Genomic DNA, 17,532 nt, shown 5'->3' with positions numbered 1-17,532 from the left:
AAAGGTGAAACTCCCTAGAAACTCACGAACGTGCCGGGCGCCTTTCGGGCCCTCTTTTCAATGACTCCGGCCTCAAGGGCCGTACGTCGGGCTTCTCGGGCCAGGACAAAAGCAGCCGCGGCGTCCACCTTGTGGGGCGATTCACGGGACTGCTTGCCGAATCCGATGCCGTAGTTGTTCGGCCGGCGCCTGGCATTCTTGAGATGCCGGATCAGCGACGGGTGGTCCTCAATGGAAAGGGCACCCTCGACAATGGCGGCGTGTGTCGCCTCGGCGGCCCGGGTGAAATCCCGCAGCCGGTTGCGCATGTCGAATGCGACCGAGTGCTTGGGGCTGGCCTTGGTGAAAAGGTGCTCCCGGAAGTCCTCGGCCCACTGGTCGACGTAGCTTTCCCAGAACGCGACATCGGCGTTGAACGCCACCACGTCGAAGTTCTCGAACGTGTCGCGGACGGCCTTGTCCACGTCGGGCCGGGGAACCTCCCAGCCGATCGCGTCGGGGCCGTCCGGGCGTTCCCAGACGCCCACAACCCACGCGTGGCCGGTCTCCACGTCGACACCCACCAGGGCGGTAGCGTCGTCGCTCTTGCTCCCGTCGAAACCAAGCGCCACCAGGGCGCCAGGCTCCGGGGCACCACCGAGGCCGGCCAGGACCACGGCGTCCACCTCGGCCGGGTCCAACCACGAATCGCTACTGGCGACCACATGGTTGAGGTAGAAGCGGCGCATCTCCGAGGGGTCGGACGTGGGGTCGTAGATCTCGGCCATGACTCGGCCGAGGTCGACCCACGTCGAATCCCCGTACGCGACCCGCAGGGCCTCGCGGAGCTGGTCCGCGTCGGCCAGGTCGACATCCGGCGGCGCCTCGCGGCAGTCGTACAGAACGTCATTGGTCCGACGGGCCTTGCCCATCTTGATGTCAATGAACGCGTCGTATTCCTGCTCGCCCACCGAGTTCTCACCCGGGGCATGGGCGTTGGTCGTCATGACCATGCGCGCCATACCGCCGGGCCTTTTCCCGAGATTTCGGGAAAGCACTCGGGCCATGGCGAACCCGCCGGTGGACTTCGTCCAGTGATGGATTTCGTCCGCGACAACGAATGTCGGCCTGGCACCCTCAAGGGATGCACTCGAAGCCGTTACCGGCTCGATCTTTCCGGGCCTGCCATCAGCGAATTGAATTACGGTCTTGCCGACATCCAGGTTGTAATCCCGGACGGCCGGAGATTCGACCAACATTCCGCGTACGGCGTCCATGGTGTTGTATGCCTGCTGTACGGAAACAGCGGCCATCTGGACGTGCGGGGCGTTCTCGGCCCGGCCAGCGGGGTGGAGATTCCCGAACGGGTCACGGACGAATCGTCCGGGGTCGGGTCGGCACGGGCCGATGAATTCCACGATGGCCAAGGCAGCCAAGAGGGGACTTTTACCCCAGCCCTTGGAGCGGCGGAGGATCGCACGGCGGTACGCGAATTTCCCGGCGTCGTCCAGCGCGTAGAACCAGAGCACGAACGTGACCTGTTCGCGCGTGAACTGCCAAGGTCGGCCCGCGTGTTCGCCGTCCGGCTGGCGGATGTACCGGGAACACCAGGCGATGATGTGCCAGCCAAGGGTGCGCTCGGGCAGGCCCGAGGGCAGGTTGCCGGTCTGCACTAGGCGCCCCCGAACATGGCGGCGTAGTCCGCCAGGTCGATGACCTCGGCGCCCTGGCCCACGGCTTCGCCGGGGCCCTCGGCCGAGCCGGCGACCTTGATGCGGGCGCGGAGTCGGTCCAAGTGCGTTGCACCGAGGGACTGTTCGTTCTGCCGGATCTCGGCCAGCAGCTTGGCGGCGCGGAGTGGGTCCTTCTCGCGGTGGTAGCCGTCGACCAGCGGCAGCAGCATGACCAGCCGTTGCCAGTCGGTCCCGACGAACACGGCGGCCTGCGGTGCGGTGGACCAGGTGGTCCACCACGTCCGGGTGGCCGACAACCAGCGCTTGGGCGTGGGGAGTTCGGGAGCGGCGACGGATTCCGCGGTGACCTCGGCAACGTCCTGGTCGAACGTGTCGGCGTTGGTCCTGCGGGCGTTGGTCTTGGGCGGGGGCCCGAAGCCAGCCATGCGGCCCCCTTCCTTGGGTGCGGGCGGAGTCCTGTACGGCCGTCTGCGGCCCGTTGAGGGGCCCGGCCGAGGAATCCCGCCCGGGGGCGCTGTACGCCCGCCAGAGGGCCGCTCACGTGCGCGCGTTACGTGCACGCGCGCGTGGGTCACCCGGGGCAACCAGCCGAAAGGCCAGGTCACAGCGGGTTACCGAAAGATCAGATCGGAAGTCCCAGACCCGTAGCCGGGCCGGTTCCTGCTATGGCGTAGCGATAGGGGAGGAAGGGAGGGGAGTCCTCCCCCACTACCCTGCGTAACCGGGATGCTTCGGAAGCTCACGCATCCGTGACCATCGGCCACCAGGGGCCCGGTCCGCGTCACTGCCCGCACGGCCCTCGCGCCCGGACTTCACCGAGTGGTGATAGCCGCACAGGGCTTGCAAGTTGGCCACGTCGTGGTTGTCGCCAGGGGTGATGTGGTCGCAGTCCGTTGCCAGCTCGGGGCAGCGTCCGCCCGTGTCGGTGCGTATCCACTGACAGCGCCAGCCTGCCCGGTCCATCACGAACCGGCGGCGGGTGGCCCAGTCACGGGGCAGTCGCTTGGCCCGGTCACTGCCCTGCCAGCCGGGCACTCAGTCCCACCACCGACGGGCGACCAGCCACAGCACGGTGACCACCAGGGCCATAGCCAGGACCATGCCGAGCACGTCCCACCCCGACAGCCGGCCAGGCTCGTGGTGGTGCACCACAGGGGCGCTGACCACGGGGACCACCACGGGGTGAGGCACGACCACGATGGGCGGTGCAGCGACCCGAGGCGGGGCAGGCTTGGGCTGTACGGGCTTGGGGGCCGAGGGCTTCACCACGGACACGCCAGGGCGTCCGGACGTACCGGGCAAGGGGTTCCTCCTACGGGTGTCCCGAGAGGGATTCGAACCCCCATCGCACGGCGTCTAAGGCCGTCGTCTCTGCCGGGTTGGACTACCGGGACAGGGCAGGGTGAGATCTCACACTGCGATGCGGTGCCCGGGGGATTCGAACCCCCACTACCCGCGTGAGAGGCGGGCGGCCTAACCGTTAGCCGAGGGCACCAAAACCCCCGCCCTGGCGAGCGCTCAACCGGCGTGCGCCGGAGAGACGCGACTTACCGCAGGGAGCGCCCAAGGAAGCGGGCGGGGGCTGATCGGGAAAGGGTGCCGCATGCGTTACTGCGCGCACGCGCGTTTCCCGCTTACAGAGAGATTAATGGGGGGTGGTAAAGGCTCGGCGCGGGCGGGCCGCGTGCACGAATGCTGTTCTGCAAGGGGTTCCGGGTTTGCCCCACAGAGGACACAAGCCGGACTCTCTTAGGGTGGTTGCTAGATGTTGTTCATAGCTACATCAATACATCTCTACAGCCCTTATTCTCACCTCCTGTGACCTGTGGTGACTCTGCGCTTGGGAGCCGCTCGCGCCGTCCGCTTCGGCCACCGGCCGGGCCCGGACAGGGAAGTGGCCCGGATCACAGATTTTGCTCTGCGATCCGGGCCACCGGTCAGGCGCTTACACGGCCTCTACCTGCTCCATCTCGTCCGCTACCTGCCCCTCCTCGTCCGCCTCGTCCTCGTCCTCACAGGTTCCAGCCCAGAAGACTTCGAGACGATCCACCACCGGCATGTGGTTGCCCTTGCGCCCGACAGGCTTGACCTCCACCTTGTCCAGCATCATGGCCACGAAGTCGCGGCGTGTGTCCAAATCCCACTTGGACCAGGCGGAATCCTTGCCGATTGGGTCGGCTTGGCGCTCCGCCGAGAACCATTCGGACGGCAATTCGACCGGCCCGTTTAGCTCGGCCTCAAGGTGGTCAATCTTGCTGATCAGCCGGACCTCAGAAGCCGTGAGGCGCTTCACGGAAGCGCGGTACTGCTTTTCCATCGTCGGGCCCGTGTAGACACCCGCCTCTCGGTCCGCCGCAAGGTTGGTCAGCGCCCCCTGTACGTGCTCAAGTTCCTTCTTGGCCGCCTTGAGCTTGCCCGCCTTTTCACCGCCATCGGCCTGGGCCGCAAACCGGCGAGCCACGGTGGAGATGAACGCCTGGTCCTCGGGGTCGGTCTGGTCCATGCCGTAGAGGCGCTGGAAGGCCATACGGGGCAGGTGCTCCTCAACCTGGCGGGCCGTAACGCCCTGGCTGTGCTTCCCCGCCCCCTTGGGGCCTCCAGGGCCCGTGTTGCAGGTATAGAACGGGTACTTGTTCTTGCCGCTGCCCGGGTTGCTCTGCATGGGGCGCCCACACACATGGCAGGTGAGGATGCGCTGCCGGGTGAAGACACCAACCCAGTCGTCGCCGTCCCGCTCCTTGCGACGCGTGACGCTCTTAGCGTCCCGGCCCATCAGTTCCTGCAACTCCCACCATTCCTCGGGGGTGATGATTCCCTCATGCAACATCACCGGTTCCCCATCAGGCCCATACATGATCTGAGGCAGGAATGTGGTCGGGGTCCGCTTCTTGTTCCCGTCCTCGTCCGTTTCTATCTTCGTCGTGGGCTCAATGGAGTACCCGGCATACCGAGGGTCGCGGAGGATCTTATAAACCGCCTGCCGGTTCCAATCCTCTTTACCGCGAGAAGTCTTAATTCCCCGCTCCTTGAGCTTGAGGCAGATTTCGTCCTCGGTCATCCTCTTGAAACGGCGGTAATTGATGATGTCCAGAACGTGATCACTGGGAAGCGCATTTTCCTCATCCCCGAACTTCGGCTTGAGCTTTCCGACCTTTACCCCGTCGACAAGGATGCGGTCGATTTCAAGTCCGTACGGCGCCATACCGGAAACGTGGCCGCCACGCTGGCGAATCTGGTCCAGCGCCGCAGTAATGTACACCGATTTCTGGTTGGATTCCTGCGCCGCCAGGGCGGCCGTCAGACCCAAAATCGCCTGACCGACCGGGTTATTGGGGTCGGTGTCAAGCCACGGCTCGGTGACAGAAACCAACCGCACGCCATGCTTGGCGAAAACGTCAATGACCGACAGGACATCAAGCGCGCCCTTGCGGGACAGCCGGGACAGGGACCAGACGATTACGACGTCCAGGAGTCCACTCGTGACGGCCTCCATCATTCCGTCGTACCCGGGCCGCTTCACACCAGGGGCCCACCCGGACACGCCGATGTCGGCGAACACGTGCTCCGGGGCCACATGCCAGCCGGCGTGAGTCGGGGCCTTCACCAGGTGCAGCGCCCCGTCAAGCTGCGCCCGGGGGCTGTTGTCGCTGCGCACCTTGGTTACGGTGCCGTCCGGGTTCTTCCGCATCTCGTACTCGCGGGCCTTGGACTGGCGGATCATCAGGCCGACTCGCACGGTGTCGGGCCCGGCTATTCGGGGCGCGGGCAGGGCCTGAGACATGGCCCGTTCGATCATCTCTACCCACTCGGCGGGGCAGTGCAGCGCCTTGGTTTCGGTGTTTCCCATGGTCAGGACCGTACTAGACCTCTGTTGGAGTAGTAAGGAATTCCTGATCCAGGGGTTCTACGACCGCATGACGTACGAGCACGCGGCGGACGCCAGGAACCGCATGGCGCACACCCGGGACTTCGCGGAGCGGTTGGAGATCGCCCTCGCCTCCTGGCTCGACACCGCCGCCCCGTACCACGAGTTCGCCGCGCAGTTCTTCCGCACCGCCGCCGACCCGAGCAGCTCGCTGAGCCCGTTCTCCAACGACTCCCACCCGGCACGGGCCACCGCCGTACAGCTCTTCCGCGACGTGCTGGAGGGCTCCGAGCTCGCGCCGAAGCTGGACACCGAGCTGGTGGAGCTGCTGCCCGACGTGCTCTGGCTGCACCTCATGGTCGTGGTGCTCTACTGGGTCTTCGACCGGACCCCGGACACCGAGCGGACGCGGGAGTTCGTCCGGCGGTCGACACCCATGGCCGCACGGGTCATCAACCTCTCGCGCTACCGGGTGTTCCGGCCGATAGTCCGGGACGCCAAGGGCCTCATCCAGGACTTCATCCTGCCCACCATCGGCAAGACGGCCGTCAGGTAGCGCCCGGACGGCCCGGACCCGCTGCCCGGTCCGGCGCCACGGGCAGCGGGTCCGGCGCCGCACCCGTCGGCGCAGCACCCGTCGGCGGGGCGACGCCGCAGCGTCGACCCCGACGAGGCGGGCTCAGAAGCCGTCCGGGTTCCAGCCGGCCAGCGGTGTGCGCAGCAGCAGGTCGGCGGCGGCCGCGGCGCCCGGGCGCAGCTCGGTCACCAGGCCCGCGGCGGCGAGCCGCGGGACGGTCTCCCCGCCCAGGTACAGCGCGCCGAGCTGGGAGACGGTCAGCGCGAGGTCGGCCCCGTCGGTGGTCCGGGTGCAGCGGCCGGTGCCGTCGGGCGCCACCTCGACGGCCCAGCGGCCGGCGGCCCAGCCTTCACCGTCCTCCACCTCCAGGACGATCCGGCCGGGTGCGCCGTACGTCCGCGCGTTGAAGGCGGCCTCGACGTCCAGTACCCGCACCCACGTGAAGTCGGCGTTCTCGGCGTACGGGGTGGCGGCACGCGGGTCGTCCAGCAGCAACGGCAGCGGGTCGTCCGGGCCGAGGTTCTCGACCACGACCTTGCGCACCCAGTCGACGGAGAACACGAACCGCCACAGCGCGCGGGCGGTGGCCGGGTCGAGGGCCAGGAAGTCGAGGACGGTGAGGGTGCAGTTCGGGTAGCTGCCGTCCCAGTTGTCGTCGACCTTGTAGACCACCGCGCCGGTCACGGTGCCCTCGGCGTCCCGGTGGAGGGCGGCGAACGGTTCCTTCCAGTCGAAGCCCGGCACCTTGATCTCACCGGTCTGGCGCTTCCACCAGAGCTCGTCGCGGGCGAGCGCACCGGGCTGGGTGAGCCGCCAGCGATCGTGCAGCTCGGGGCCGAGCTTGCGCATCTCGGCCATGGTGGCGAAGTCGATCCGCCCGCCCGGCACGGTGGGCAGGCCCGCCCGCAGGCCGCGGGTGCGCTGCAGGTCGATGTTCCAGCCGTGGCCGCGGGTGGCCGGGCCGAAGCCGTACCGGCCGTAGATGTTGTACTCGGCGGCGATCAGGATCGCCACGGCCGCCCCGCGTGCGCGGGCGCCGGCGAGGTCGGCCGACATCATCCGGCGGAGCAGACCGCGCCGGCGGTGGGTGGCGCTCACGGTGACGGAGGTGATGGCGTTCGCCGGGACGACGGCCCCGCCGGGGACGGTCAGCTCGACGTCGAAACTCCGGAAGGTGGCGACGAAGCGCCCGTCGTCGACGGCCGCGAGCAGCCGGCCGGGCTCCCACTGCAGGCGCCGGTAGTCGGCGGCGCTCTCCACGTGCGGGCGCAGGAACCCCAGGGACAGCGCCCTGTCCCACGGCTCGATCTCGTCCTCGGCGATCGCCCGGATCTCGACCGCGCCGGTGCCCTCGTCCAGTCGGCCGCTCCCCGGATCACGGGGCCCGCCGTTCGCATCGTTGCCCATTCGCCCACGGTACGGCGGGCCCCCGGAAGCGGGCATCCCATTTATCCGGTACCGGTCGGCGCCGGCGCGCGGCCGGTGCGGTGCGCCGAACGGCCCGGCGCGGGCCCGACGACCAGGGGCCGGCGGCCCCGCGGCGCCAGGGGCCGGGCAGGGCCGGGCAGGGCCTAAGGGCGGGCGTAGAAGTCCGGGGTGCCCATGATCCAGAGGCTGGCCTGCTTGATCGGCATACCGGGGCGCGGGGCCTCGATCATCTGGTCGTCACCGATGTAGAGGCCGACGTGGTGGATGTCGGCGGCGCGGCCGGTGTCCGTCCAGAAGACCAGGTCGCCGGGGCGCAGTTCGCGGTAGCCGATCGGGGTGCTCTGCGCGTACTGGTCGGCGGCGAAGTGGTTGAGCTGCCGGCCGCCCTGGCGCCAGGCCATCATGGTCAGCCCCGAGCAGTCGTAACCGCCCGGGCCCTCGCCGCCCCAGACGTAGGGCAGGCCGATCGCGGCCCGGGCGTAGGCGACCGCGGCGGCCGCGCCCTCCGCGGACCACGGGCGGCCCGGCGGCGGACCGGTGACGCCCCCGGCAGACGCGGCGGGTCCGTCGGCCGCGGCGCGGGCCGCCTCGGCGGCAGCGGCCTCGGCCGCCGCCTGCTCTGCGGCGGCCCTCTCGGCAGCGGCCCGGGCAGCGGCCTCGGCCTCGCGGGCGGCGATCGCCTCCAACGCCTCACGCCGCTGCCGCTCCAGCGTGACGGTGGTGTGGCGGGCGGCTGCGAGGTCGGTCAGCAGCTGCTCGCGCCGCCGGCCGACGGCCACCGCCTGGCTCTGCTGGCCGACCAACCGCGCCTGGGCCCGCTCCCGGGCCGCGCCGACCTCGGCCTCGGCCCGGGCGGCGGCCTCGGCGGCCGCCCGGGCCTCGGCCGCTGCGCGGCCCGCGGCGGCCGCCGTCGCGGTGGCCGTGTCCAGGATCTGCCGGGTGCGTTCGCTGGCCACGCCGACCGCCGCCGCCTGGTCGCCGGCCTCGCGCGGACCGTGGGCGCCGAACAGGGCGTTGATCGCGGAGAGCTCCGCCGAGGTGCCCTGACGGTACGTTTCGGCGGCGAGCTCGGCAGCTTCCTCGGCGGCCTCGGCCCGCTCGGTCTCGGCGGCGGCGGCCCGGCCGGTCGCCGCGCCCTCCTCGGCGCGGGCCCGGGCCAGGGCGAGCCGGGCGCCGTTGTAGACCTCGACGGCCTGCTCGGCGGCCCGGCCGACCCGGTCGAGTTCGGCCTTGGCGACGGTGAGCCCGGCCTCGATGACGGCGACCGATGCGGCTCGGCGGTCGGCCTCGGCGCGGGCACGGGCGACCTCCTCGGCCGAGGGGAACGGCTGCGCGGCGGGGGCATCGGCCGGAGCGGCGCCCGCGGCCGCGTCCGGCCCGACCGGGGCGGCCGCGGCGGCGGGGAGCAGCCCGAACAGTGCGGTGAGGGAGAACAGCAGGGTCGGCAGGAGCCTGCGCGCCACGGGACATCCCCTTCTCGGGTCTCGGACCTTCTCCGGTCGAGGACCGGTCCGCCCGAGGACGAGAAGCATTCGGGCGAAACAGTCCTTCACGTGACAATTCGGTTACGCGTCGCCATGTTCTCAAGCCGGGCGGCCTTCCCGTCCGAAGCCCGCGCGGGCCGGGCGGGTGAGCTGTCGGATGATCCGACCGGCACCCGGGCTCCAGCCGTCCCGCTGTCCCGCCCTCGATACCCGGCCGGCCCGCACCTGTCACCGGCGATCCGACCGGGCCTCGACTCCGGCCGGACGCACCGGGCATCCGGACTACCGCCGGATCCTGCGGGTGTGCGTCCGGAGGTGGGGGTGACGGTCGGGCCGGGGCTCCAGGCCGGTCGGGCGGGCGGCGTAGCTGCGGCTGCGGCCGGCCCGGACGGTCCGCCGGCGCTGCTGGGCCTGCCCCCTGGCGCCGGGCTCGCGTCCCGCCGCAGCGGGCCCGGCCGGCCCCGACGGGTACCCGTGGCGGCCGGCCTCCGGGGCGGAGCCCGCCCCGGAGGCGGCCGCGGAGCGGCGGTCGGCCAGCCGCGCGGAGCGCCGGGCCAGGGCTCGGGCCGCGTGTGCGTCGAGGTGGGCGGTGGCCCGGGCGGCCATCCGCTCGGCGACCCGGTGGGCGGCCGGGTGGTTCACCGGGACCTTGTCCGGGGCGCCGGCGATCAGGTCGAAGAGCCAGGTGCGGGCGAGGTCCGCACGCCGGTGCAGCCGGCGCTCGCGCCGGAGCGCCCGGGCCCGGCGGCGCGGGCGGGTGGCGTACCGCCAGCGCGCCCAGGGACTGCTCGGTCGGGCCAGCCGGATCGCGCCGATCCAGGAGATGCCGGGCACCATGATGCCGAGCAGGCCGGTCCACATCTTGCCCTTGAGCAGGGTGATCACCATGGCCACCGCGTTCACCGAGATCACCGTGACCAGCCCCCACCTGGTCCCCCCGCTGGGCTCCGCGCCGAGCGGCACGTAGCCGATGAGCAGCAGGCCGGTGAAGAGGATGCCGAAGATCACCGCGTCCACCGACTTGCGGCCCTGCTCGCTCCAGTAGACGTCGTCGAGGTGCAGGATCAGCGCGAACTCGTCCAGCACCAGGCCGCAGCCGATCCCGAACAGAAGCCCGAAGAGGTCGATCCAGGGCCGGCCGCCGTACGTCGCGAACACGCCGATGCCGCCGGCCAGCAGGAAGCCCAGGCCGAACACCATGTGGTGGATGTGCAGCCCCCCCGGGGTGACGTTGCCCGGCCACCAGCGCACCTTGGCCCTGATCATCCGCACGCTGAACCGGATGAAGACGAAGGAGGTGGTGAACCCGACCAGCAGCAGGAACAGCGGTTGCTTGTGCGTGGCGACGATGTGGTCGCGATAGCCGTCCAGCAGTGTGGTCATGGGTCTTACCTTCGTTCCTGGTCCTGCGTCCTGCCTGACGCGACATGGCCCGGAGGCCAACACCGGTCCAACGACTCCCGGCCGGGCCGGCGGCGGTTCAGAAGCCGCGGGTCCGCTTGGCCGCGCGCCGCGGCACGGCCGGGGCCGGCGAGGGCAGCTCGGCACTGGCCGGCAGCTTCATGAACAGCCGGGCGATCTCTCCCCCGAGGTTCACGCCGATCGCCAGCGCCATGGCGATCGCGGCGGCCCGGGTGATCTGGACCAGCCCGCCGCCGGAGTGGCCCTGGGCGAACGCGAGCATGCCGAGGTACAGCGCCGAACCGGGCATCAGCGGACCGATCGCCGCGGTGACGTACGGCAGCGCGGAGCCGTTGCGGTAGCGGGCCATCAGCTGGCCGAAGAGGCCGACCAGTCCGGCCGCCACACCGGTGGCGACGATCGGCGAGATGCCGGCGTTGTAGACCAGCACGCCGTAACTGGACCAGCCGATGCCGCTGTTGAGGGTGACCAGGGCGAGCGTGCGGCGGTCCGTCTGCAGCAGCATCGCGAAGGCCAGCGTCAGCACCAGTGCGGCGATCATCTGGACCGGCGGGTAGCTCACCCCGACCAGGCTCTCGTCCGGTTTGAGCTTCGCGTTGTAGCCGACCCCGAGGTAGAGGATCAGCATCACGCCGATCACGATGCCCGCCACCAGGTAGATCACTTCGAGCAGGCGGGCGGCGGCGGTGATGTAGAAGCCGGTCAGGCCGTCCTGGACGGCGGCGACCAGGGCGCGCCCGGGGAGCAGCGCGAACAGCCCACCCGTGATCACCACCGAGCCGCGCAGGCCCCAGTCGTTGAAGGAGAGGATGATGCCGGAGGCCGCCGCGGGCATCGCGGCCGCCACGAACTGGTAGAACTCCGGCAGGCCGCGCCGGGCGATCAGCGAGGCCAGCCGGTCTCCGAGGGCGGCCGCGATGAAGGCGCTGGCGAAGACCAGCCAGGCCTTGTCGTCGATCTGCCCGCCGACCAGGAAGGTGGCCGCGCCGGCCAGCAGGCCGGTGTTCAGTGCGAGCAGCCAGGCCGGGTACGGGTGCCGGTTGCGGCGGATCACGGCGAGCCGGCGGTACGCGTCGTTGACGGTGACCTTCTCCGCCGTGATGTCGGCGACCAGCCCGTACACCGCGTTGAGCCGGGTGTAGTCGGAGGTCCGGCGGCGCACCACGCGGTCCGCGGTGACCGGCGGCTCGACCAGCGAGGGCTGGTGCGAGATGCCGATCAGGGTGAAGGTGACCTGCGGCTCGCAGCGGTCCAGCCGGTAGGCGTGGGCGATGCCGAGCATGGCGGCCTCGACGTCCTCGGCGGCCTCGCCGCTGGCCAGCAGCAGCTCGCCGATCCGGAGCGTCAGGTCGAGGATGCGCGGCACGTTGCGGGCGGCGGAGGGGTGGAGGTCGCGGGCGGTGCGCTCGAAGGCGGGGCGCTCGGACATCGGGGTGCGCAGCAGGGTGCGCATCCGGTCCGGCCAGGGGGCCTCGCCGGGGGCACCGGCCTTGAGGGTGGGGACGGGGACGCCGAGCGGCGGGGTGTAGCCGGCGGCCTGCCACTCCTCGGGGGTCAGGGTGTCCTCGGCGACCGACCGCCGGCGCTGCTCGGGGGCGGCGGTCGCGGCTCCCCGGGCGGCCCCCGCGGCCGCCGCCACGGCGTCCTCCGGCCCGGCGGGCACGCCGTCGAGGGGCGCGGTCCCGGCGGTCTCCGCGGTCCCGGCAGTCGCGGACGGCGCCAGGGCGTCGTCCTCCTCGTGCTCCGGCGCCAGCAGACCCCTGGTCTCCGGGACGGGCGGCGCGAACGGGATCACCGTGGCGGGCTCGGCGGCCGGCGCGGGGTGGCCGAGCAGGCCCTCGGTGGGCGGCGCGTCGGAGGGGTGGACCGACGGTGCCTGCGGCGCCGGCCCGTTCCGCCGCTCCCCCCGGCCGCCCCTGGCCCGCCTGCCTCCGCCCGGTCGGCCCCGCTTCGGCACTTCCGCTCCTTGCCGCCCCTGATGGCGCCGGGCTCCCGGTCACCGTTCGATTCCGCTTACACCTTGCCTGATCGAACAGCCCGATGCACATGTACGCCGCGGCGGGCGGCGGCGCCGGCGGGCGCCTACCCGGCGCGGTGGCGGCCGGCGGCCGGGGCGCAGACCAGCCGGAGCGGCTGGTGCAGGTAGGTGCCGCCGGCCACCAGCAGGCCGGTGGTGAAGAGCAGCGAGTCCCCGGGGAGGAAGAAGCCGATCAGCAGGCCGGACTCGGCAAAGACGACGGCCGGGATGCCGAGCAGCCCGAAGGTGGAGATCAGGTGCGTCGGATCGAGCCAGGACGGGCCGAGGGCGAGGCCGGCCCCGGGCCCGGAGCGGCCGCTGCCGAGCCGCTCCGGAGCCGCCGCCAGCGCCGCTACAGCCCGTACCGCTCGACGATCCCCTTGTGCCGGGCGGTGTCCGCGCCCGCCGCCTCGGCCAGATCGGGCCAGGCCAGCGGGTGCGTCCAGGAGCCGGTCAGCCGGTGCAGCAGCGCGTCCGCCTCGGCCGCCGAGGCGGTGGGCGGCACCCCCAGCGCGGCGTAGACACCGGGCAGGACGCCGTCCTCCTCGGCCGGGTCGGTGATGCTGTACTGCTCCCCGCTGTACGCCCACACCCCGTAGCCGATCCGGCTCAGCTCCTCGCGGAACCCGGCCCAGGCGTCGTCGCCCGGCCAGGCGCCGTCGATCCAGTAGGTGGTGTAGCCGGCCGGGTCGAGCAGGGTCAGCAGCCCGAACACCGGGCGCCAGCGCCGGCGCTCCTCCTCAGGAGCGTCCCCGGCCGGCGGCTCCTCCAGCAGCGCCGGGGCGAAGACCACCACGTCGCCGTGGTTGAGCGTCAGATCGTCGCCGAGCACCGGAAGGATGCGGGCGGTGGCCGGGCCGGTCCGGACGGCCGGGAGGTCCGCGGTGGCACCGTTGGTGCGGGTGGCCCGGACGGTGACCAGCTGCCACTCCTCGTCCACCGGCCCCTCGGCCTCGTCGAACTCGATGCCGAGCCGGGCGCCGGTGGAGCGCACCACGGCCCAGTCCCGGTTGGCGGTGGCCGCGGTGATCAGGTGCCAGAGGTCGGGCTCCCGGACCGTTCGGTGCGCCTCGGCCTCCGGGGCTTCCTCGGGCGGCAGCGCGTGCACCAGGATCTCCTGGTAGAACCGCTGCGCGGCGGCGTGGTCGCCGAGCTCGGTGGCGGCGCCGCCGGCCAGCCGGCGGGTGTTGATCCGGTCCGGCTGCTCGGCCAGGATCGCCTCGCAGTGCTCGACCGCCTCGGCCCAGCGGGACCGGGCGGCGGCCCAGCGGGCCCGGACCCAGTGGGCGTCGGAGGGACTGCTCACGGCGAGCCGGTCGGCCAGCCGGCCGACGCCCTCGGCGTCCCCGGCCTCGATCAGGACACCGCCCAGCATGCCGACCAGGTCCTCGCTGCCCGGATCGGCGTCCAGCCGCGCCCAGAGCAGGTCGGCGGCGGCCCGGGCGTGGCCGAGGCCGCCCAGCACCCCGGCCAGGTTCAGCGCCAGTACGGTGGCGCCGGACGGCTCACCCCGGTACCGGTCCAGGGCGACGGAGAGCAGGTCGGCGCCGGTCTCGAAGGGAACGCCCGTCTCGGCGAGGTACGCCGGCAGCTCGGCCGGCGGGACGGGCAGCTCCGGGGCGGGCAGCGCCTCGGCGGCCGCGCGCAGCGCCGCCACCTGCTCGGCGACGCCCTCGGTGCGGCGCAGGTCGGCCAGCTTGCGCCCGCCGGTGGCGGCCAGGGTCAGCGCGATCGTCCGGGCCCCGCGGGCCAGCGCCAGCCGCCCGGCGGCCAGCAGCAGGTCGACGCAGGGGCGGTGCGAGCCGGTGCCGTCCAGGTAACCGACCCAGCCGGCCAGCGCCGCGCCCAGCTCGGCGTCGTTCTCCCGGGCGCCCGCCGCGACCAGCAGCTCGACCGTCGTGGTCCAGGCCGCCCGCAGGTCGGCGTGCCGCTCGGCCTCGGCCAGGTCCGGCAGCAGGGCGAGCGCCTCCTCGGTGCGGCCCAGCGAGGCGAGCGCGCGGGACCGCAGCAGGGCGCCCCAGCGCCGGTCGCTCTCGTCGATCTCCCGGCCCCGGGCCCGCTCGGCCTGTTCGGCGGTGTCCAGCAGGGCCAGCACCTCCTCGTGCCGGCCGAGCAGGTGCAGCGTGCCGGCCCGGGAGTGGTGGAAGTGCAGCGAGAGCTGCTCGCCGGCCGACCGGATCCGGGCCGCCGCGGTGTCCAGGTGGGCGAGCGCCTCTGCCGGGCGTCCGTCGTCCTCCAGCGCGTCCGAGTACTCCCGGGAGAGGCAGTCGAAGCAGGCCCGGGCGGGCTCGATCCGCTCCAGCGTCTCGCTCAGCACCGCGAGCCGCTCCGGGACGTATCCGGGGCCGTCGACCCGGGCGTGGCAGATCGCGAAGTCCTGCACCACGCAGACCGACTGCGGACAGCCGGCGGTCTCCTCGCGGTGCGCGAACTCCAGCAGGTCGACCGCCTCGGGCAGCGCCTGCTCGCCCTGGTGGCGCCGGTTCAGCAGGTTCTGCATCCGCCAGTGCCGCAGGTAGACCTCGACCCACGGCAGGCCGAGCGCCCGGGCGGCGGCGACCGCCTCCGGGTAGACGGCGTCGAGCTGCTCGTTGCGCCCTTCGTTGGCGTGGCCGGGGAGCTCGTAGATGGCGTCGGCCAGCCGCCGGTGGCCGGCCTCGGCCAGCTGCTGGTGGGCGTCGTGCACCCAGGCCCAGATGTCGGTGCTCATACCGTTTCCGTCTCCCCCTGCGGGTCGTGCGCTGTGCTGGTGGTCAGTGTGACAAGGACCGCTGACAGTCCGTTCGGTCCGTCGGCCGTCGGCGGGGTCATCGCTCAGGCCCCCGCGCCGCGGCCACCGGACCCGTCGGGTCCCTTGAACTCGTCGAGCCCGTCGAGCCCGTCCGGGCTGTCCGGGACCGCGTCCAGACCGGCCGGGACGGCCGCGGTGAGCGCGGAGACCGCGGTGCCGATGCCGGCCAGGGCGGTGGTGAGGTCGCCGCCGGAGGCACCCGCCGAGGCCGCCGCCATGACGACCTTGATCGAGCGGAGCAGCCCGGCGGCGGTGGCGCTGCCGGTGTGTCCCGCCCGGTAGGCGGTCAGCAGGTCCCGGACGGCCGGACAGGACAGGTTCAGGTAGAGCCGCGCCTTCACCTCGCCGTCCGTGCGGGCGGTGAACGACCTGGCCAGTCGCAGCGCGGCGGACGGAATCCGGGCGTCCGCCTGGTCGTCCTCGATCCGGGCCTTCAGCTCGGCCTCGCGGTCGGGGACCAGCACCAGCGGAAGGCCGGGCGGGTCGAACCGGGCCGGGACGAGCTGCTCGCCCGGGTCGGCCAGCGCGCCGGCCAGCCAGGCGTACTCCTGCGCGGGCAGCGGGCGCTCCGGATCGCGGAACAGCTCGCGGTTGCCGCTCTCGCTGCCCAGCTCGACGATCCGGCAGCCGCGCAGCTGCGCGTAGCGGCGCAGGAACGGCAGGACGGCGTAGCGGTCGCCGCGGGCGATCGGCACCTGCATCGCCCGGTAGAGCATCTCCTCGAACCCGCCGCCGCTGCCGAGCGCGACGTGCACCGCGCCCGTGCCGGCCGCGCGCAGCGCCCCCGCGGTCAGGTCGCCCTGCGAGGTGGGCACCGGGACGTCGTCGGCGAGCAGGGTGAACAGGCGGTCGTCGCAGAGCGCGGCGCCGAGCAGGTCCTGGCCGTGCCGGGCCAGGATGCGCCGCCAGACGGCGGGCCGCAGTCGGGCGGTCTCGTAGAGCCCCTCGACCACGGCGTCGGCGAGCTGCCGCTGGAGCGCGCGGTAGTGCTCGTCGCGCTGGAGGTCCTCGCGGCTGGCGGTGGGGGTGAGCCGGTTGGACTCGACCACGCCGCCGATGAACCCGGCCCAACTGGGCAGCAGGTCACGGGCGTCCTCGGCGAGCAGCATGCCGCGCAGGTAGACGGCCAGGTCGCGGTTGTCGCTGCTGCCGTAGGTCGCGCCGTCCTGGACCCAGAGCAGGCCGACCGCGTCGCTGCCACCGCCCTGGGCGCCGCCCTCGACCGGCGCCACCGGGAAGGCGGTGAGCGGCTCGAAGCGGCGGCCGAAGGCGGCCGCGAAGCGCATCCGGGCGGCGTACGGGTCGCCGCCGAGCGCCTGCCGCCAGGGCACCGGGACGGCGTTGACCGGCTGCTCGTCGTCGCCGACGAAGACCGGGATCGGCAGCAGCACGCAGTACCGTCCGAGCACCTCCCGCAGCGCGTCCTCGTCGGCGAGGTGGGCGTGCTCGGTCTTCAGGGCCAGCTCGACCACGGTGCCGCCGCCGGGCCGGGCGGCGGCCGGCTCGACGCCGTACTGCTCGCCGCCGCGGCTGCGGTAGCGGTGGCCGGCGCCCGGCTCGCGGTGCGAGGTGGTGGTGACGGTGACCTCGTCGGCGACCGAGAAGGCGGAGAGGAAGCCGAGTCCGAAGGCGCCGATCAGCTCCTGGCTGCCGGTGAGTTCGCGCAGCATGCGGGTGTAGCCGGTGCCGACGGTGGCGAGGTAGGCGTGGATCTCCGGCTCGGTCAGGCCCGCGCCGGTGTCCTCGATGGCGACGGTGCGCCGGGCGCCGTCGGCCCGGACCCGGATCAGCGGGCGGTGGTCGCCGTCCGGGTCCTCCAACAGGCGCCGGGTGTGCGAGTCGTGGGCGTTCTGGACCAGCTCCCGCAGGGCGACCAGCGGGGTGGAGTAGAGGTGGGTGGCGAGGACGTTCACCAGTCCGCCGAGATCGACCTCGGTCGTACGCAGATCCTCGGCGGGCACGGACTCGGGCGGGAGACCTTCAGACATGGGTCCCCAGTGTGCCAGTGCGACTATCCGGCGACCATTTCTTTCTGACCAGGGGGGTTCGGTCAACCCCACATTGACAGCCACGGTCCTTCGAACGGCCCCGGGCAGTTCACCAACGATTGCCCTTCAAAAGGGACTTGACGCTGAACGGGGCCCCGGACGGCCACATCCGGCAGATCGGACATACCGTATTCATGACTCCATCGGGGGAATTGCCACCCATTCGGTGGAGTTCGTCCACGGTGCTGGTGAATGCTGGTCGGGCGACGTCAGGCAACGGCGCTCCG

General features: G+C 72.3%; 11 protein-coding genes, 2 tRNA genes and 1 pseudogene. 1 reads left to right on the top strand and 13 read right to left on the bottom strand.

All coding sequences use genetic code 11. The annotated features are described in order from the left end of the window. Nucleotides 1-14: 14 nt before the first annotated feature. The 6 genes from ACF9IK_RS19975 to ACF9IK_RS19950 form a co-directional block, all read right to left on the bottom strand. Nucleotides 15-1,652 (bottom strand): terminase, encoded by a 1,638-nt coding sequence (locus ACF9IK_RS19975; protein WP_395295543.1) that lies wholly within the window; start codon nt 1,650-1,652, stop codon nt 15-17. After that, nucleotides 1,652-2,098 carry a hypothetical protein gene (locus ACF9IK_RS19970; protein ID WP_051741654.1) on the bottom strand — a complete coding sequence of 149 codons (447 nt, stop codon included), beginning with the start codon at nt 2,096-2,098 and terminating at the stop codon, nt 1,652-1,654. The genes ACF9IK_RS19975 and ACF9IK_RS19970 overlap by 1 nt, the downstream gene beginning before the upstream one ends. Nucleotides 2,099-2,708: 610 nt before the next feature. Next, on the bottom strand, nt 2,709-2,840 hold the full coding sequence (locus ACF9IK_RS19965; RefSeq protein ID WP_395295542.1) for a hypothetical protein: 132 nt from the start codon (nt 2,838-2,840) through the stop codon (nt 2,709-2,711). A gap of 152 nt (nt 2,841-2,992) precedes the next feature. Further along, nucleotides 2,993-3,067, bottom strand: a tRNA-Leu gene (locus ACF9IK_RS19960). Between the two features lie 29 nt (nt 3,068-3,096). Continuing rightward, nucleotides 3,097-3,168 (bottom strand) — tRNA-Glu (locus ACF9IK_RS19955). 450 nt (nt 3,169-3,618) lie between these two features. Then, entirely contained in the window at nt 3,619-5,520 is a 1,902-nt protein-coding gene (locus ACF9IK_RS19950) for a recombinase family protein (protein WP_395295541.1), read from the bottom strand. Nucleotides 5,521-5,587: 67 nt separating this feature from the next. On the opposite strand from ACF9IK_RS19950, the gene ACF9IK_RS19945 reads away from it, so the two are divergent. After that, entirely contained in the window at nt 5,588-6,094 is a 507-nt protein-coding gene (locus tag ACF9IK_RS19945; RefSeq protein WP_395295540.1) for a TetR family transcriptional regulator C-terminal domain-containing protein, read from the top strand. Nucleotides 6,095-6,217: 123 nt separating this feature from the next. Here the strand turns inward: ACF9IK_RS19945 and ACF9IK_RS19940 are convergent, their stop codons facing one another. From ACF9IK_RS19940 to ACF9IK_RS19910, 7 genes and pseudogenes are all read right to left on the bottom strand, one after another. Further along, nucleotides 6,218-7,522, bottom strand: a complete 1,305-nt coding sequence (locus ACF9IK_RS19940) for a GNAT family N-acetyltransferase (RefSeq protein WP_395295539.1) — start codon at nt 7,520-7,522, stop codon at nt 6,218-6,220. 164 nt (nt 7,523-7,686) lie between these two features. Then, complete coding sequence (locus ACF9IK_RS19935; RefSeq protein ID WP_395295538.1) at nt 7,687-9,006, bottom strand: C40 family peptidase; 1,320 nt, start codon at nt 9,004-9,006, stop codon at nt 7,687-7,689. A gap of 303 nt (nt 9,007-9,309) precedes the next feature. After that, nucleotides 9,310-10,410 (bottom strand): hypothetical protein, encoded by a 1,101-nt coding sequence (locus tag ACF9IK_RS19930; RefSeq protein WP_395295537.1) that lies wholly within the window; start codon nt 10,408-10,410, stop codon nt 9,310-9,312. A 97-nt stretch (nt 10,411-10,507) separates the two neighbouring features. After that, complete coding sequence (locus tag ACF9IK_RS19925; protein ID WP_395295536.1) at nt 10,508-12,406, bottom strand: threonine/serine ThrE exporter family protein; 1,899 nt, start codon at nt 12,404-12,406, stop codon at nt 10,508-10,510. Between the two features lie 158 nt (nt 12,407-12,564). Beyond that, a pseudogene (locus ACF9IK_RS19920) lies at nt 12,565-12,813 on the bottom strand (hypothetical protein); the annotation flags it as partial. 5 nt (nt 12,814-12,818) lie between these two features. Then, complete coding sequence (locus ACF9IK_RS19915) at nt 12,819-15,176, bottom strand: hypothetical protein (RefSeq protein WP_395295535.1); 2,358 nt, start codon at nt 15,174-15,176, stop codon at nt 12,819-12,821. Nucleotides 15,177-15,280: 104 nt separating this feature from the next. Then, a complete protein-coding gene (locus ACF9IK_RS19910) occupies nt 15,281-17,245 on the bottom strand; it encodes an ATP-binding protein (protein WP_395295534.1) in 1,965 nt (654 codons plus the stop codon). Nucleotides 17,246-17,532: the final 287 nt, after the last annotated feature.

The organism is Kitasatospora hibisci (genome assembly GCF_043950205.1).
In the GTDB taxonomy this organism is placed as follows: domain Bacteria; phylum Actinomycetota; class Actinomycetes; order Streptomycetales; family Streptomycetaceae; genus Kitasatospora; species Kitasatospora hibisci.
This window is presented reverse-complemented; position numbering and strand designations above follow the sequence as displayed.

What these genes read in the sequence shown, in the direction of transcription:
- ACF9IK_RS19970 (WP_051741654.1), bottom strand. Translation starts at nt 2,098, where the DNA reads ATGGCTGGCTTCGGGCCCCCGCCCAAGACCAACGCCCGCAGGACCAAC.
- ACF9IK_RS19950 (WP_395295541.1), bottom strand. Translation starts at nt 5,520, where the DNA reads ATGGGAAACACCGAAACCAAGGCGCTGCACTGCCCCGCCGAGTGGGTA.
- ACF9IK_RS19945 (WP_395295540.1), top strand. Translation starts at nt 5,588, where the DNA reads ATGACGTACGAGCACGCGGCGGACGCCAGGAACCGCATGGCGCACACC.
- ACF9IK_RS19940 (WP_395295539.1), bottom strand. Translation starts at nt 7,522, where the DNA reads ATGGGCAACGATGCGAACGGCGGGCCCCGTGATCCGGGGAGCGGCCGA.
- ACF9IK_RS19930 (WP_395295537.1), bottom strand. Translation starts at nt 10,410, where the DNA reads ATGACCACACTGCTGGACGGCTATCGCGACCACATCGTCGCCACGCAC.
- ACF9IK_RS19915 (WP_395295535.1), bottom strand. Translation starts at nt 15,176, where the DNA reads ATGAGCACCGACATCTGGGCCTGGGTGCACGACGCCCACCAGCAGCTG.
- ACF9IK_RS19910 (WP_395295534.1), bottom strand. Translation starts at nt 17,245, where the DNA reads ATGTCTGAAGGTCTCCCGCCCGAGTCCGTGCCCGCCGAGGATCTGCGT.